Source organism: Mesorhizobium sp. CA13, assembly GCF_020165235.1.
Taxonomy (GTDB): Bacteria; Pseudomonadota; Alphaproteobacteria; order Rhizobiales; family Rhizobiaceae; genus Mesorhizobium.
Genome location: NZ_JAIUHS010000004.1, coordinates 145,066 through 160,381, shown reverse-complemented (window position 1 = coordinate 160,381; position 15,316 = coordinate 145,066). Strand labels below are relative to the sequence as shown.

General features: G+C 63.6%; 16 protein-coding genes and 1 pseudogene. 8 read left to right on the top strand and 9 right to left on the bottom strand.

The window, feature by feature from the left end:
* Positions 1-59 precede the first annotated feature (59 nt).
* The 5 genes from tmk (at position 60) to LB566_RS12215 (ending at position 5,042) form a co-directional block, all read left to right on the top strand.
* Complete coding sequence (gene tmk, locus LB566_RS12235) at positions 60-734, top strand: dTMP kinase (RefSeq protein WP_224624576.1); 675 nt, start codon at positions 60-62, stop codon at positions 732-734.
* Positions 731-1,786: a DNA polymerase III subunit delta' gene (locus tag LB566_RS12230; protein ID WP_224624575.1), complete on the top strand. Its 1,056-nt coding sequence runs from the start codon at positions 731-733 to the stop codon at positions 1,784-1,786. The genes tmk and LB566_RS12230 overlap by 4 nt, the downstream gene beginning before the upstream one ends.
* A gap of 83 nt (positions 1,787-1,869) precedes the next feature.
* On the top strand, positions 1,870-3,423 hold the full coding sequence (metG, locus tag LB566_RS12225) for a methionine--tRNA ligase (RefSeq protein WP_224624574.1): 1,554 nt from the start codon (positions 1,870-1,872) through the stop codon (positions 3,421-3,423).
* Positions 3,423-4,217 (top strand): TatD family hydrolase, encoded by a 795-nt coding sequence (locus LB566_RS12220; protein WP_224624573.1) that lies wholly within the window; start codon positions 3,423-3,425, stop codon positions 4,215-4,217. The genes metG and LB566_RS12220 overlap by 1 nt, the downstream gene beginning before the upstream one ends.
* 3 nt (positions 4,218-4,220) lie before the next feature.
* Positions 4,221-5,042, top strand: a complete 822-nt coding sequence (locus LB566_RS12215; RefSeq protein ID WP_224624572.1) for an MBL fold metallo-hydrolase — start codon at positions 4,221-4,223, stop codon at positions 5,040-5,042.
* Positions 5,043-5,274: 232 nt separating this feature from the next.
* Here the strand turns inward: LB566_RS12215 and LB566_RS12210 are convergent.
* Positions 5,275-5,406: pseudogene (locus LB566_RS12210) on the bottom strand (sulfite exporter TauE/SafE family protein); the annotation flags it as partial.
* 287 nt (positions 5,407-5,693) lie between these two features.
* Positions 5,694-5,954 (bottom strand): DUF1127 domain-containing protein, encoded by a 261-nt coding sequence (locus LB566_RS12200; RefSeq protein ID WP_318012712.1) that lies wholly within the window; start codon positions 5,952-5,954, stop codon positions 5,694-5,696.
* 136 nt (positions 5,955-6,090) lie between these two features.
* On the opposite strand from LB566_RS12200, the gene LB566_RS12195 reads away from it, so the two are divergent.
* A complete protein-coding gene (locus LB566_RS12195; RefSeq protein ID WP_224624571.1) occupies positions 6,091-7,608 on the top strand; it encodes a winged helix-turn-helix domain-containing tetratricopeptide repeat protein in 1,518 nt (505 codons plus the stop codon).
* 25 nt (positions 7,609-7,633) lie between these two features.
* Here LB566_RS12195 and LB566_RS12190 read toward each other — a convergent pair whose 3' ends face one another.
* From LB566_RS12190 to LB566_RS12170, 5 genes are all read right to left on the bottom strand, one after another.
* Positions 7,634-8,026, bottom strand: a complete 393-nt coding sequence (locus LB566_RS12190) for a GFA family protein (RefSeq protein ID WP_224624570.1) — start codon at positions 8,024-8,026, stop codon at positions 7,634-7,636.
* Positions 8,027-8,103: 77 nt separating this feature from the next.
* Entirely contained in the window at positions 8,104-8,988 is an 885-nt protein-coding gene (locus LB566_RS12185; RefSeq protein WP_224624569.1) for an aldose 1-epimerase family protein, read from the bottom strand.
* 205 nt (positions 8,989-9,193) lie between these two features.
* Entirely contained in the window at positions 9,194-9,910 is a 717-nt protein-coding gene (locus LB566_RS12180; protein ID WP_224624568.1) for a Bax inhibitor-1/YccA family protein, read from the bottom strand.
* A gap of 23 nt (positions 9,911-9,933) precedes the next feature.
* Complete coding sequence (locus LB566_RS12175) at positions 9,934-10,707, bottom strand: anti-sigma factor family protein (RefSeq protein WP_140548567.1); 774 nt, start codon at positions 10,705-10,707, stop codon at positions 9,934-9,936.
* Positions 10,704-11,237, bottom strand: coding sequence for a sigma-70 family RNA polymerase sigma factor (locus LB566_RS12170; protein WP_411910474.1), 534 nt, complete (start codon positions 11,235-11,237; stop codon positions 10,704-10,706). Before LB566_RS12170 ends, LB566_RS12175 begins: the two co-directional genes overlap by 4 nt.
* Positions 11,238-11,431: 194 nt before the next feature.
* Here LB566_RS12170 and LB566_RS12165 point away from each other — a divergent pair, with 194 nt between their 5' ends.
* Together LB566_RS12165 and mazG are read left to right on the top strand one after the other, a co-directional pair.
* Entirely contained in the window at positions 11,432-12,616 is a 1,185-nt protein-coding gene (locus LB566_RS12165; protein WP_224624566.1) for an aromatic amino acid transaminase, read from the top strand.
* 89 nt (positions 12,617-12,705) lie between these two features.
* Positions 12,706-13,530 (top strand): nucleoside triphosphate pyrophosphohydrolase, encoded by an 825-nt coding sequence (gene mazG / locus LB566_RS12160; protein ID WP_140548573.1) that lies wholly within the window; start codon positions 12,706-12,708, stop codon positions 13,528-13,530.
* Positions 13,531-13,536: 6 nt separating this feature from the next.
* Here mazG and hflX read toward each other — a convergent pair whose 3' ends face one another.
* Together hflX and hfq are read right to left on the bottom strand one after the other, a co-directional pair.
* The gene (hflX, locus tag LB566_RS12155) at positions 13,537-14,925 is read right to left on the bottom strand and encodes a GTPase HflX (protein ID WP_224624565.1); all 1,389 of its coding nucleotides are present in this window, start codon (positions 14,923-14,925) and stop codon (positions 13,537-13,539) included.
* A complete protein-coding gene (gene hfq / locus LB566_RS12150) occupies positions 14,926-15,171 on the bottom strand; it encodes an RNA chaperone Hfq (RefSeq protein ID WP_006202172.1) in 246 nt (81 codons plus the stop codon).
* Positions 15,172-15,316 lie beyond the last annotated feature (145 nt).

The following is a 15,316-nucleotide window of genomic DNA, read 5'->3' as shown; positions in this document are numbered from 1 at the left end:
CGAGCGCGGACTATCTAAAGCGCTAGAATCCATTCAAATATGGGATAAAGGCCTTTCGATTGGCACGCGGATTTTTCATCACCTTCGAAGGCGGCGAAGGAGCAGGCAAGTCGACGCAGATCGAGCGGTTGGCGGGAAAGATGCGCGCCAAGAAATACGACGTCCTCGTCACCCGGGAGCCGGGCGGCTCGCCGGGCGCGGAAGCGGTCCGGCATGTGCTGCTTTCGGGCGCCGCCGAGCCGTTCGGACCAAAGATGGAGGCGCTGCTTTTCGCCGCGGCGCGTTCCGACCATGTCGAGCAGGTCATCCGCCCGGCGGTCGAGCGCGGCTCCATCGTGCTATGCGACCGTTTCCTGGATTCCTCGCGCGTCTACCAGGGCGTCACCGGCGGCCTCGACCCGGTGTTCATGGAGACGCTGGAGCAGGTGGCCATCAATGGCATGATGCCCGATATGACGCTGATCTTCGACATCGATCCCACCGAAGGCCTGAGACGCGCAACAGTGCGTCGCGGCGCCGGCGCCGGCCCCGACCGCTTCGAAAAGGAAACGCTTGCCATCCACCAGGCGCGCCGCGAGGCGTTCCTGGCGATCGCCGCGGCCGAGCCGGAGCGCTGCGTCGTGATCGACGCATCCGCCGCTCCCGATGCGGTAGAAAATGCCGTCACCGCCACCGTGTTCGCGGCGCTGGAGGCAAGGGCGCCCATACGCAACAGACAGACCGCACCCGCATGATCTTCGAACGCATCGCGCCGGAACAGCATGACACGCTGGACGGCGTCCCCGAACCATCCGAAACGCCTGTTCTGGTCGGGCACGGGCAGGTCGCTGCCATGCTCGCCGCCGCCTATCGCGCGGGAAAGCTGCCACACGCGCTGATTTTCGTCGGACCGGTCGGCATCGGCAAGGCGACGCTCGCCTTCCATCTGGCGCATCACCTCCTGAAGCATCCCGCCTTCGAGCAAGCGCCGGAGACGCTCGCCGTTCCCGATCCGGCGTCCTCGCTGTTTCGTCAGATCGCCACCGGCGCGCACCCGGGCGTGCTGCATCTGACGCGTCCGTTGAACGACAAGACCAAGAACTTCAAGACGGTCGTCACCGTCGACGAGATACGCAAGGTCAGTCGCTTCCTGTCGCTGACTTCGCATGACGGCAGCTACCGGGTGGTGATCGTCGACCCGGCCGACGACATGAACACCAACGCAGCCAATGCCTTGCTGAAGAATCTCGAGGAGCCGCCGGCGCGAACGCTGTTCATCCTCATCGTCCATGCACCGGGCAGCCTGCTGCCGACGATCCGCTCGCGCTGCCAATTGGTGCGGCTGTCGCCGCTCGATGCCGACGAACTGATGGCGGTGCTGGAAACCGCCGAGCCGCCTCCGCCGGACGATCCGGCCGCGCGTGCGGCGCTGGCGGCGCGGGCAGGGGGCAGCGCCCGCAATGCGATCCTCCTGACGCAGTATGGCGGGCTGGAGATCGCCGAGACGCTGGACGCCCTGGTGACCGCCGGCAAGAGCGACATCGCCGGCGCCTATCGCCTTGCCGAGGTGGTGGCCGGGCGCGACCAGGCGATCCAGTTCGATATATTCAACCGCCGTGCGCTCGACCTGTTGTCCGATGCGGCGAGCCGGGCGGCGTTGGCCGGCGATCTCGCACGAGCCAAAACGCTGTCGGACACTTGGCATGAGGCGCTGGACGCTATATCTGAGACTGACACTTACAATCTCGACAAGAAGCAGCACGCCCTGACCATGATCGACCGCCTGAAGTCTGCAATGCGAATGTGATGGTTCCCTCGGGATGGCAATCGCCGCCGCGATGCGATATCCACCGCCACGCCTTCCATTCAGACATTCATGACGGTTCATTCATGTCACGCGATACATACTACGTCACGACCGCGATCTCTTACCCCAACGGCAAGCCGCATATCGGCCATGCCTACGAATTGATCGCCACCGATGCGCTTGCCCGCTTCCAGCGGCTCGACGGCAAGCAGGTCTTCTTTCTCACCGGCACCGACGAACACGGCATCAAGATGCTGCAGACGGCGAAAAGGGAAGACATTTCGGCGCGCGAACTGGCCGACCGCAATTCGGCCGAGTTCAAGCGCATGGCGACCGCGCTCAACGCTTCCAACGACGATTTCATCCGCACCACCGAAGAGCGGCACTACGCGGCATCTCAGGCGATCTGGAAGGCGATGGCTGCCAATGGAGACATCTACAAGGGCGGCTATGCCGGCTGGTACTCGGTGCGCGACGAAGCCTATTACGGCGAGGAGGAAACCGAGGTTCGTCCCGACAATGTCCGCTATGGCCCGCAAGGAACGCCGGTCGAATGGGTCGAGGAGGAAAGCTATTTCTTCCGGCTCTCGGCCTATCAGGACAAACTGCTGGCGCTCTACGAGGGCCAGCCGGATTTCATCGGCCCGGCCGAGCGGCGCAATGAAGTGATGAGCTTCGTCAGATCGGGACTGAAGGACCTGTCGATCTCGCGCACGACGTTCGACTGGGGCGTGCCGGTGCCCGGCGACGAGAAGCACGTGATGTATGTCTGGGTCGACGCGCTGACAAACTACATTACCGGCGTCGGCTATCCCGATGAAAAAGCAGATAATTGGAAATTCTGGCCGGCCGATGCGCACATCATCGGCAAGGACATCGTGCGTTTCCACGCCGTCTACTGGCCGGCCTTCCTGATGTCGGCAGGCATTCCGCTGCCGAAGCGCGTCTTTGGCCACGGCTTCCTGTTCAACCGCGGCGAGAAGATGTCGAAATCGGTCGGCAACGTCATCGACCCCTTCACCATGATAGAGCATTACGGGCTCGACCAGGTGCGCTATTTCTTCCTGCGCGAGGTGCCGTTCGGCCAGGACGGCAGCTACAGCCACGAAGCGATCGTCAACCGCACCAATGCCGACCTCGCCAACGGCATCGGCAATCTGGCGCAGCGCTCGCTGTCGATGATCGCCAAGAACTGCGGCGGCGTGGTGCCGACGCGCGGCGAACTGACGGATGCCGACAAGGCAATCCTCGATCAGGCGGCGGCCGCTCTTGCCGCCGCGCGCAAGGCAATGGCCGAGCAAGGCATCCATCTGGCGCTGGCATCGATCTTCGGCGTGGTGGCCGAAGCCGACCGGTATTTCGCCGGACAGGAACCCTGGGCGCTGAAGAGGACCAACCCCGAGCGCATGCAAACGGTATTGTGGACTACGGCCGAAGTGGTGCGGCGCGTGGCGATTCTGTGCCAGCCCTTCACTCCAGGATCGGCCGCGAAGCTGCTCGACCTGCTGGCTGTGCCGGCAGACGAGCGCGATTTCGTGCATCTCCACGCCGACCATGCGCTTGTGCCGGGCAGAGCGTTGCCTGTGCCAGAAGGCGTGTTTCCGCGTTATGTCGATCAGCCGGAAGCGAACGGCTGATGCTCGTCGACAGCCACTGCCATCTGGATTTCCCGGACTTCGCCGAGGAGCGGGCAGCCATCGTCGCCCGCGCCTTGGCCGCCGGGATCGGCCGCATGGTGACGATTTCGACGCACGTGAAGCGATTTCAGCAAATACTTGAAATCGCAGAAACTTTCGACGAAGTATACTGCTCCGTCGGAACCCATCCGCACAATGCGGCCGAAGAGCTTGATGTGACGACGGCGGATCTCGTGCGCCTGTCCGCCCATCCCAAGGTGGTGGCGATCGGCGAAGCCGGGCTCGACTATTTCTATGACAAGGCGCCCCGCGATGCGCAGGCGCAGGGTTTGCGCAACCACATCGCCGCTGCCCGCGAGACGCGCCTGCCGCTGGTTATCCATTCGCGCGATGCCGACGACGACATGGCTCATATTCTGGAGGAGGAAACGGGGAAGGGCGCCTTCCCGTTCGTCCTGCACTGTTTTTCGTCGGGACGCAGGCTGGCCGAGGTTGGCGTCTCGCTGGGCGGCTATGTTTCGTTTTCCGGCATCCTGACCTTCAAGAATTCGGCCGAAATACGCGCCATAGCCGCCGACCTGCCGCATGACCGGCTGCTGGTGGAGACCGATGCGCCATATCTCGCGCCGATCCCGTTTCGCGGCAAGCGCAATGAACCCGCCTATGTCGCGCACACGGCCAAGGTGCTGGCCGAGACGGTCGGCGTCAGCGAAGGTGAAATCGCGGCTTTGACGACCGACAACTTCTTCCGGCTGTTCGGCAAAATGCCGCGACCCACCGAGCAAAGCGCCTGAACGATGACAGACCGGCTGCGCCTCACCATTCTCGGCTGCGGCTCGTCACCCGGCACGCCTCGCATCACCGGCGACTGGGGCAATTGTGACCCGCAAAATCCAAAAAATCGGCGCATGCGCACGGCCGCCCTTGTCGAGCGGATCGCCGCGAGTGGCGCCCGCACCACCGTCGTCATCGACACCGGACCGGATTTCCGCCAGCAGATGCTGATGGCGTCGGTCAAACGCATCGACGCCGTCGTCTACACGCATCCACATGCCGACCACATCCACGGCATCGACGACCTGCGCGGCTTCGTGCTCGACCAGCGGCAGCGGATCGATATCCATGCCGACCAGCCAACGATGCTGCGGCTGCGCCAGGCCTTCGGCTATTGTTTCGAGACGCCGCCAGGCAGCTCCTATCCGCCGATCGTCGACGCCCATATCATCGATCACGCAAAGCCCGTCGTGATCGAAGGCGAGGGCGGTGCCCTCACCCTCGAGCCGCTGCCGCAGGTTCATGGCGACATCATATCGCTCGGCTTCCGCATCGGCGGACTAGCCTATTGCCCCGACATCAGCGATTTTCCGGCTGCCACCGCCGAGCGGCTGCGTAATCTTGATGTCCTGATCGTGGACGCGCTTCAGTACAGGACACACCCGAGCCATCTGTCGCTCGACCAGGCGCTAGAATGGATCGAACGGCTGGCTCCGAAACGGGCCGTGCTGACCCATATGCATGGGCCGCTGGACTACGCTACCGTGATGGCTGAGACTCCGGCAAATGTCGAGCCGGCATTTGATGGCATGGCGCTTGAAATTCCTTATGAGTCAGCATCATAGGAAGAAGTCTTCATCGGGGCGTTGCTGGACAGATCAAGGCAATACGGCAATACGCTGCATCAGCTCAATGCGACAGTTCCATAATCTATCTTATGCGACTTATGGAGATGGCAGGCTGGTGCGGGAGAGCGGCTGCTCGAATGGGCACCAGATCGCCGTCTCGTGTTGACGGCGATCTGGTGCATTCAAGCGCTTCGTACCGAACAACAGCACGGCCGCGATGATGACCAGCAGGCACTGTCTGTGCCCTGAACGGCAACGCCGTGGCCACCACGACCAGGCTGATCGCGTTGTTCAGGATCACTGCTTCCAGCGAAGTTGAACGTGCCAATAATAGCGGCAGACGAAACTCAGCGCCTCCCAGGGCCTGCGCCGGCAGCGCTTCGCCGAACACCTGCTTGACGTTCGGGCTGCGCAGCGTAGGCAGCGCGCGCCTTACACCGACGTCTAAGCGGCCCTTGCATTATGGCAGCCACTTCGTGACCGCCCGCGAGGTCCATGCCCATAGCATCGAAGCCGCTCTACGTCCCGATATTGACGCCTGTCGGCCCTGACCGCCGCACGGCTCGTCATCAATGTGATTGGTACCATCGCCTGGCAGGTCTGAAATCCGCCCTACCCTATACTGCTGATATCTGCTCAGCATTCGGCCTACCGTTGCCAGAAGGGCTTTGCTAGCTCTGCCTCGACCTGCCGTTTCGTCAATCCGATGTCGTCGATCAGATGGGGATTGTCCTTCGTCATTCGCTCAAGCTCCCAGCGAAAGCGTATCCGCTCGCGCCAGCTCCGATCGTGCCAGCTCTCGACAATGCTTCGCAGGGTCGTCAGGCGCCGATGCAACGCTTCCGCCAGCCCCTCGGGCATCCTCGGCCGCGCGGTCCGACACCGCGTCGATGCAAGGGTATCGTTCATGGCAACCTCCTACGGTTTGAGGGTGGGGTCCTCGACTTGGGACCTCGACCTGAAAGAGGTTGAATTGTGCCGGATGCGAACAGCGCCGTAATTAAGCTCTCCCAAATAGTTCTCAAAAGTTCCAAACGAGCTATAGATGCGCTTCATGCAGGGATCGCGCTTTGCCTTTGGTCCGTTTGTGCTTGATCCGGATGCGGGAACACTGCTTCGGAACGATAATCCCGTTGCCGTCGGCTACCGTGGGCTCAAGCTGCTGGCGGCGCTCGTCGAACGGCCAGGCGAAGTCCTCGACAAGGCCGAGCTGATGGATGCGGCATGGCCGGGTACAGCGGTCGAGGAAGGCAATCTCACCGTCCAGATCGCGCAGCTGCGCAAGCTGCTTGGTCCGCCCGCCGACGGCGGGGAATGGATCGCCACTATTCCGCGCGTCGGCTACCGCTTCGCCGGGATCGTGGAATCCCTCGATGGCGCGAAGCGAAAAGCTTTGCCGCTGCCCGACAAGCCCTCGATAGCCGTGCTGCCCTTCGTCAATCTCAGCAACGACCCCGAGCAGGAGCCCTTCGCCGACGGATTGACCGAAGACCTGATCACCGACCTGTCCAGGGCCTCGGGCTTGTTCGTCATCGCGCGCAACTCGACCTTTGCCTACAAGGGAAAGGCCATGGACGTGCGCGAGATCGCCCGGGAGCTTGGCGTGCGCTACCTCCTGGAAGGTAGCGCAAGACGTGCCGCGGGACGCGTGCGCATCAACGCCCAGCTGGTCGATGCCGTGAGCGGCGATCACCTGTGGGCGGAACGCTTCGATCGCGGGGTGGACGATATCTTTGCCGTTCAGGACGAGGTGACGGCCAAGATCGTGGAAGCGCTGCTCGGCCGGTTGCGCGCGCCGCTGCCGCGCAATCGGCCCAAGAATCTCGAGGCCTACGATCTCTGCGTTCGGGCGCGCAAGCTGATCGACGATTCGCCGCAGACGGCGCGGGAGGCGCATCTGATGCTGACGCGCGCAGTCGCACTCGATCCCGACTATGCCGAGGCCTATCGCTGGCTTGCCATGAACCACTGGATGGGATGGGTACATTGGGGCGAGCCGATGGAACCCAACCGTCGCCTGGCCCTGGATCTGGCGCGCAAAGCGGTGGCGATCGATCCCAACGACGCCGGCTGCCGCTGGGTGCTCGGCAACCTGCTCGCCTATGAGCGCGACTTCGCCGAAGCGGATGCCGAGTTCGCCAAGGCGTTCGAGCTCGACCCCAACGAGGCCGATGCCTGGGCGACGTTGTCCGACATCTTCGTGCTGGCCGGGCGGGTCGAGGAGGGGCTCGAGCAGATCCGCAAGGCGTTCAGGCTCAACCCCTTTCCGGCAAGCTGGTACTATCTGACGCTCGGCGCGGCGCAATATGCGGCGCGCGACTACGAGGCCGCCGTCAAAACGTTGCGCCGGGACGAGACTTACCGAACGAGCTCACGCCGCTTCCTGGCGGCTAGCCTCGCGCAGCTCGGCCGGCTCGACGAGGCGCGCACGGAGGTCGAACTGTTCCTCGTCGGCAACCCGCATTTCACCACCAGCCACTGGGTCTGGACGGAGCCCTTCCGCGATGCGGCGATGCTCGATCATTTTGTCGACGGCTTCCGCAAGGCCGGCCTTCCGGAATGACTCGCCGCCGGTCCCCTGGTGCCGCCTACTCCTCGAAGCGGCCCGTGGCGTCACGATCGCGCTCATATCGTCTCGTGAGCGGAAACGGAGGCAACCAGGCTTCGCGACGGATGATCCAGCTTTCGTAGGTCGGCGTCAGCTGGTCAGGGGCATCCAGGGATCCCAGGTTCACTTCGATTTCGTCGGCAGTGCGGCCGAAAATGGTCGAGCCGCAGCGCGGACAGAAAAACCGCCCGGCATAGTCGCGTGTTTCGCCGTCGATCGTCACCGCGTCCTGAGGGAAAATCGCGGAAGCGTGAAAAAGCGCCCCGTGATGCTTGCGGCAATCGAGACAGTGACAGAGGCCCACCCGGTATGGGCGTCCAGTCGCCACAATTCGGACGTTGCCGCACAGGCAACCGCCGGTGAATCGGTCCATGCTGTATTCCTCCAAATCAAGCGGGCTGGATGTTTACGACCAACTCCACCATCCATGAACGCGGCGCCAGCTTTCAGCTAACGCGTCCGCGGTTGAAGTTCGATCCGGTAGCCGAGCACGCGCCTTCCGGCCGGCTCGATCAGCATGAGTCCTAGCTTGTCGGCGAATTCGCCGTCGAAATCCGCCGGGCTGGCGAGACCGTACCAGGGCTCGATGCAGAGGAACGGCGCGCCTCCCGGCTTGGACCAGATGCCTAGCTCCCGAAATCCGTGCCAATGCATCTCGATCGCCGGACCGCGGTCGGCGCCGTAACGCACGGCGGTGCTGGCAGGCTGGTCCAGGATCACGGCATCCTTGTCGAACAGGCGATCCGACAGAGCGAGACTGTTGCCCTCGATGGGCGTCGGCTGCCGCGCCGTCAGCAGCAGCCCGTCCTTGAGACGGCGGATCGGCGCAGGCTCGGGCTGTGCAAAGGTCAGGCGGTAAGCCTCCTTGGGCAGATCCGGCAGCAGCGGCCAGTTGAATGCCGGGTGCGCCCCGATCGACGCCGGCAGCGGCTCGTCGCCGGTGTTGGTGATCTCGAACGTGACGCCAAGCTGCCGGCGGTCGAGAGTGTAGGCTACCGCCAGACGGAAGGCGAAAGGGTAGTGCGTTCGGGTCTCCGCGTCGTCGGTGAGCACCAGCATGCAGGACCGAGAACCCCTCTCCGCCCAGGCAAACGACTTATCGCGGGCGAAGCCGTGCTGCGTCATCGGATAGGTCTGGCCGCGATGGCGCAGTTGATCGCCCTTCAGCCGGCCGACGATCGGAAACAACACTGGGGAATGACGGCGCCAGGCCGGTCCGGCCTGCCACACAAGTTCCAGCCCATCCGCATCCCGCAGCGAGACCAGTTCGGCCCCCTGCCCGACTATCACGGCCGAAATGCCGTCGCCATGAAGTGTCTGGCTGTCCTGTGCCATATGTTCTCGCGGTTTGTCTTTGCTTGGCCGGCAGGCTAGCAAATGGCCAGGCGTGAACTCAAGGCGGCGGTTTGCATTGCGTTTCACACAGTCACGATGAACGTGTGATGGCACAAGTGGGCCAGGCGCCGTCTCAAATGAAGAGTGGCCGGAGATTTCCCTCCGGCCACGGCAAGATGCCAAATGTTGCCTGCTACAGTTCGGACTATTCCCGCTCGCCGGTGAAATTCAGCAGCAGCTGGAAGATGTTGACGAAGTTGAGGTAGAGCGAGAAGGCGCCGAAAACAGCCAGTTTCTGCCGCGACTCCGCGTCGAAGTTCTCCGCATACTGTTCCTTGATCGACTGCGTGTCCCACGCAGTCAGGCCGATGAACACGGCGATGCCGATCACCGAGATGGCGAACTGCAAAGCGGTCGAGCCGAGGAAGATGTTGACGATGCTGGCAATCACCACGCCGATCAGGCCCATGATCAGGAAGGACGAGAACTGGGTCAGGTCACGCCGGGTCGTGTAGCCGTAGAGGCTGGTGGCGCCGAACATGGTGGCGGCGATGAAGAAGGTGCGCGCGATGCTGGTTCCGGTGAAAACCAGGAAGACGGAAGCCAACGACAGACCCATGACCGAACAGAAGGCCCAGAACATCGCCTGCGCGCTTGCCGCCGACATCGTCTGCATCTTGAACGAGAACAGCAGGACGAAGGCGAGCGGCGCCAGCATCACCACCCATTTCAGCGGGCTGGAAAAGATCGGCACGTAGAGCGCGGGCGTCGACGACACCATGAACGCGACGAGGCCGGTGACCACGAGGCCGAGGCCCATATAGTTGTAGACGCGCAGCATGTGCTGGCGCAGGCCCTCGTCGTAGAGGGCGCCGCTTTGGGCGCCGGTGCCGACGCGGTATCCCAGATTGGGCGTGTTCATTTGCATTCTCCTTTGTGAACGGATCAGTAAAGCGTTCTGGCAAGCGTCTCGGCGGCGCGGTCGAGGTCACGGACCTCGCCCTGCGCAACCACCGCATAGGCGACCTCGCCGATCTGGAAATAGGCCGAGGAAATATCGCCCGAGGGCGCGACGGTCGGCTTGACCACGTCGAAGGTTCCCGGCCGGATCGCGAACAGCGACACCAGGCCCATCTCCTTGGTCTCGACCGCCATCTCGACGCTGGGCCCAAAGCGCGACGGATAGACCTGCACGTCGCGGACCTTCCAGTCCTTGGGCAAGGACGGCATGACGATGGCCGTCGCCGCGCGGATTTCGCCGGCATTGTAGTTCGGCGCCTCGGCCTGCGAGGGCATGGTCTCGCGCACAAGGGTCGTCCTGTGCGCGCGCACCGCCTCGTCGAGATAGGCGGGCGGCTGCGGCGAGGCGACGACCTTCGTCACCGACATCGGCCCGATTATGCCGTTGGCAAGCCAGCCGGCGGCGACGAAAGCGGCCACCGCCGCGGCACGCTGCAAGACACCGAAGATACGGCCCCGGGCAAGCCCCCTCTCCAGGCGCCGCGCGGCATCGGTCGTGGCCGGCCTCGCCATGCCGCCTGACCCCGCCAGCGCCACGCGCAGTTCGTCCCGCATCCTGAGATCCGACATCACACGCGCGGCCGCTTCCGGCCGGGCGGAGAGGAAGGCCTCGACTTCGATGCGGCGCGAGACGTCGAGCTGATCGTCGACATAGGCGTCGAGATCGGCGTCCGTCACGGGGTCGATAGTTGCTGTCATGACGGGCCTCCGACAATCCTGAGGTGATTTTTCGCCTTCGCCGGAGCCCCCTCCTCCATCTCGCGAAGCGCGGCGCGTGCCCTGCCGATGCGCGACATCAGCGTTCCGAGCGGCACGCCGCTGGCATCGGCCGCCTGGCTGTAGGAAAGGCCCTCAATGGCGACGAGATGCAGGGCCGAGCGCTGTTCTTCGGGCAGGCTGAAAAAAGCATCGCGCACCTGGCCCAGGCGCACCGAATGCTCCTGCGGCGCCGGCGCGCTGGCGTCCGCAAGGTATCCAGCCTGTTCGAGGCGCGCTGCTTCCGAGCGTCGCGAGCGCATGCGGTCGACGAACGTGTTATGGACGATGGACAGCAGCCAGGCGCGCAAATTTCCGCCCGAGCGGAAGGTGCCGCGCCGCTCATAGGCACGCACAAGAGCGTCATGCACGAGATCCTCGGCATCGGCACCGTTGCGCGTCAACGAGCGCGCGTAACGCCTGAGCGAGCCGAGTTGTCCGACGATATCGAAGCGTGGCATCGACCGTTTCATGCCCTGTTTACGGAACATGTGGGGGTTTTAATCCCGGCCCTGCAGATTTTTTCGCGAAACGCCGCAGATATGCAGCCGCGGACGTAGCTCGCGGCGATGCCAAGGCTATGCGATTCGGGCTGGCGCGAGTTAAAACCGCTGGTGCAAGGGGTTCGATTTGCGTATCACTCCGCCGCGCCAACGGAACCATGCAGATGTTTGAAAACCTTCAGCCGGCTGCCGCCGACAAGATCCTTGCCTTGATCGGCCTCTATCGCGCCGATCCTCGACCCGACAAGGTCGACCTTGGTGTCGGCGTCTACAAGGATCGCGACGGCAAGACGCCGGTCATGCGGGCCGTCCGCGAGGCGGAGAAGCGGCTGCTGCAGGGTCAGGACACCAAGACTTATCTCGGCCTCGCCGGCGACACCGGGTTCAATACCGTGATGGCCAGGCTCGCCTTCGGTCCGGGTGCAGACATGACGCGGATCCGTGCCGCGCAGGCGCCTGGCGGCTCCGGCGCATTGCGGCTGGTGGCCGAGCTTTTGATGCGAACCCGCGCCGATGCGACGATCTGGTTGTCCGATCCCACCTGGCCGAACCACATGCCGGTGATGCGCGCCGCCGGGCTGCAAATCCGTGAATATCCCTATTTCGACGCGGCATCGGGCGCCGTTCGCTTCGACGACATGCTGGCAGCACTGCGCACGGCAAAGAACGGCGACGTGGTGCTGCTGCATGGCTGCTGCCACAACCCGACCGGCGCCAATCTGGACATCGCGCAGTGGGCCGCTGTCACCGATCTCGTCGTCGAGCGCGGCCTGCTGCCGTTTGTCGACATTGCCTATCAGGGCTTTGGCGATGGCCTCGAGGCCGATGCCGCCGGACTGCGGCTGCTGGCCGAAAAGGTTCCGGAAATGGTCGTCGCGTCCAGTTGCTCGAAGAACTTCGCCGTCTACCGCGACCGTGTCGGCGCTGCGATGATCCTGGCGAGGGACAGCGCGCAGGCCGACGTGGCGCTGGGCCAGATGCTGTCGGCGGCTCGTGCCATGTATTCGATGCCGCCGGACCACGGCGCGGCGGCTGTGCGCATCGTGCTTGAGGACGCGGTCTTGCGCGCGGACTGGGAAGCCGAACTCGAGGAGATGCGCCTGCGCATGCTCAGGCTCCGGGTGCAATTCGCCGAGGCGCTGCGCCGGCAGTCCAACTCCGACCGCTTCGATTTCGTCGCCAGCCATCGCGGCATGTTTTCCCGGCTGGGGCTCACGGAAGCGCAGGTCGAACGGCTGCGCGCGGAGTATGGCGTCTACATGGTCGGCGACAGCCGCATCAATGTCGCCGGCCTGCCGGAAGACGGCATGGACAAGCTCGCCAAGGCGATCGTTTCCGTGCTCGACTGACCGGACTTGTCCGGCGCAACTGTGGACAAGCCCGCTTCGCCGGCCGACAGCATTGGCCGCGCGGCGGACCGCGCGATAGCATCCGCCGCATGAAGCCATCGAAAGACATTTCGCGCCTGATCGAAATCATGGCGGCGCTGCGCGCGCCGAAGACCGGCTGTCCGTGGGACATCGAACAGGATTTCTCGACCATCGCGCCTTACACGATCGAGGAGGCCTATGAGGTGGCCGACGCCATCGCGCGCGGCGATCTCGACGACCTGCGCGACGAACTCGGCGATCTCCTTTTGCAGGTCGTGTACCACGCGCAGATGGCTGAGGAGGCCGGCGAGTTCGCTTTCGGGGACGTGGTCCAGGCCATCACCACGAAGATGATCCGCCGCCATCCGCATGTCTTCGGTGACGAGAAGGCGCGCAGCGCCGGCATGGCCAAGGGCATGTGGGAGAGGATCAAGGCGCAAGAGAAGGCTGAGAAGCGTAGCGCCCGTCTCGCGCGCGGTCTCGACCCGGAAGACAATGGCAAGGGGTTTCTGGACAGCGTGCCGGTCGCCCTGCCCGCACTGACGCGGGCCCTGAAACTTCAGGAAAAGGCCGCCCACGTTGGTTTCGACTGGAGCGAGGCAGCGCCCATCCTCGACAAGATCGAGGAAGAGATCGGCGAATTGCGCGAGGCGCTGGCCAAGGGCGAAACCGCCGAGATCAAGGACGAATTCGGCGATATGCTGTTTGCCGTCGTGAATCTCGGCCGCCACCTCAAGCTCGACTCGGAAGCAGCGCTGAGCGGCACCAACGAGAAATTCCGTTCGCGCTTCCACTATGTCGAGCAGGCCCTGGAGAAATCCGGCAGCTCGCTGGAAAAGGCTGATCTGGAAGAAATGGAAACGCTCTGGCAGGAAGCGAAGAGCGCGAAATAACTGGCGTTAGCCGTTATTCTTGCGACGCAATCTGCTTTCGATCTCTTCGCGGGCACTTTGCGTCGCCTTCAGCGAGATGGTGGCGCTGCCGTCCTCGTTGTCGGTTCGCGAAACGACATCGCCATTGCGGTAAAGCCAGTCGACAAGGCCGAACTGCGCCGGCTCGATCGTCACCGTCAGATCTTCGAGTTCGCCGGACATCCGTGTCTCGATGATCGCGTTCAGCGCATCGATGCCCTCGCCCGTGACGGCCGATATGGCGACGGGAGGCGCCTTGGCATCCGTACTCTCGGCAAGCAGCCGTGCGCGATTGCCTTCATCGAGCAGGTCGACCTTGTTCCAGACCTCGATGACCCGCTTGGTATCGCCGGCGTCGACGCCGAGATCGGCCAGGATGCGCTCGACGTCCTCGGCCTGGGCGGATGTGTCGGGATCGGAGATGTCGCGCAAATGGATGACGAGATCTGCCTCGACCACCTCTTCAAGCGTGGCGCGGAAAGCCGCGATGAGATGCGTCGGCAGGTCCGAGATGAAGCCGACCGTATCCGAGAGGATGATCGGCGTGCCGTGCGGCAGCCGCACGCGGCGCAGCGTCGGATCGAGCGTTGCGAACAGCATGTCCTGCGCCAGTACCCCTGCCCCGGTCAGCTTGTTGAACAGCGTCGATTTTCCGGCATTGGTGTAGCCGACGATGGCCACCACCGGAAACGGCACCTTCTTGCGCTTGGCACGATGCAGGTCGCGGGTGCGGCGCACCGTCTCCAGCTCGTGCTTCAGCTTGACGATCTTGTCCTGCAGGACGCGCCGATCCGATTCGATCTGGGTTTCGCCGGGACCGCCGAGGAAGCCGGCACCGCCGCGCTGGCGCTCGAGGTGGGTCCAGCTACGCACCAGCCGGCCCTTCTGGTAGTTGAGATGGGCAAGCTCGACCTGCAGCGTGCCTTCCCTGGTGCGGGCGCGCTCGCCGAAGATCTCGAGGATCAGCCCGGTGCGGTCCAGCACCTTGGCGTTGAATTCCTTCTCGAGATTGCGCTGCTGCACCGGCGTCAGCGGATGATCGACGATGACCACCTCCGCGTGCCCTTCCTTGACGATCTCCGCCAACTCCTCGACCTTGCCGCTGCCGAGCAAGGTCGCCGGGCGTGGATCGTTGACGGTAACCACGGCCGTGTGGATCAGATCAAGATCGATGGCGCGGGCAAGGCCGACAGCCTCATCATGACGGGCCTCGGCCGAGCGCGTCAGCCGCGGACGGCTGGTGTCGTCCTCGCCGCGCGGCTGGCGGGTAAGCACCGGCACGATGACGACTGCCCGGGTCGGACCCTCGGCTTCCGTCCCCGGCTGATGTACTGATTTTCCACGAACGCTGCGGTCCGGGTCCTTCTCACGTGCCAATCAGGCGCCCTGGCTTTCCTCGCCATCGAACATCTGAACCGGCTGGCTCGGCATGATCGTGGAAATGGCGTGCTTGTAGACGAGCTGGGAGTGGCCGTCGCGGCGCAGCAGGACACAGAAATTGTCGAATGAAGTGACGACGCCGGTCAGCTTCACGCCGTTGATGAGAAAGATGGTGAGCGGGTTCTTGCTCTTGCGAACAGAGTTCAGGAACAGGTCCTGAAGGTTTTGCGATCGTTCCGCCATTGTTCTTGTCTTTCGCCGATCCCCTTCGGTTTGCAGGCCAATGCGCCAAATTAACCAGCACATGTCAAGCGCGCAAACACCGTCTTGTCGTCAGTAACGACAAGCAGAACGAGATATATTGATGTTCATTCCACCTGTGCGGTTA

Bases quoted from the DNA above. Each gene is read 5' to 3' on its own strand.
- mazG (WP_140548573.1), top strand. From the start codon at position 12,706: ATGAAGCCATCGAAAGACATTTCGCGCCTGATCGAAATCATGGCGGCG.
- LB566_RS12220 (WP_224624573.1), top strand. From the start codon at position 3,423: ATGCTCGTCGACAGCCACTGCCATCTGGATTTCCCGGACTTCGCCGAG.
- LB566_RS12195 (WP_224624571.1), top strand. From the start codon at position 6,091: ATGCGCTTCATGCAGGGATCGCGCTTTGCCTTTGGTCCGTTTGTGCTT.
- LB566_RS12175 (WP_140548567.1), bottom strand. From the start codon at position 10,707: ATGACAGCAACTATCGACCCCGTGACGGACGCCGATCTCGACGCCTAT.
- LB566_RS12180 (WP_224624568.1), bottom strand. From the start codon at position 9,910: ATGAACACGCCCAATCTGGGATACCGCGTCGGCACCGGCGCCCAAAGC.
- LB566_RS12190 (WP_224624570.1), bottom strand. From the start codon at position 8,026: ATGGACCGATTCACCGGCGGTTGCCTGTGCGGCAACGTCCGAATTGTG.
- LB566_RS12230 (WP_224624575.1), top strand. From the start codon at position 731: ATGATCTTCGAACGCATCGCGCCGGAACAGCATGACACGCTGGACGGC.
- LB566_RS12170 (WP_411910474.1), bottom strand. From the start codon at position 11,237: ATGAAACGGTCGATGCCACGCTTCGATATCGTCGGACAACTCGGCTCG.
- hfq (WP_006202172.1), bottom strand. From the start codon at position 15,171: ATGGCGGAACGATCGCAAAACCTTCAGGACCTGTTCCTGAACTCTGTT.
- LB566_RS12200 (WP_318012712.1), bottom strand. From the start codon at position 5,954: ATGAACGATACCCTTGCATCGACGCGGTGTCGGACCGCGCGGCCGAGG.
- metG (WP_224624574.1), top strand. From the start codon at position 1,870: ATGTCACGCGATACATACTACGTCACGACCGCGATCTCTTACCCCAAC.
- LB566_RS12165 (WP_224624566.1), top strand. From the start codon at position 11,432: ATGTTTGAAAACCTTCAGCCGGCTGCCGCCGACAAGATCCTTGCCTTG.
- LB566_RS12215 (WP_224624572.1), top strand. From the start codon at position 4,221: ATGACAGACCGGCTGCGCCTCACCATTCTCGGCTGCGGCTCGTCACCC.
- LB566_RS12185 (WP_224624569.1), bottom strand. From the start codon at position 8,988: ATGGCACAGGACAGCCAGACACTTCATGGCGACGGCATTTCGGCCGTG.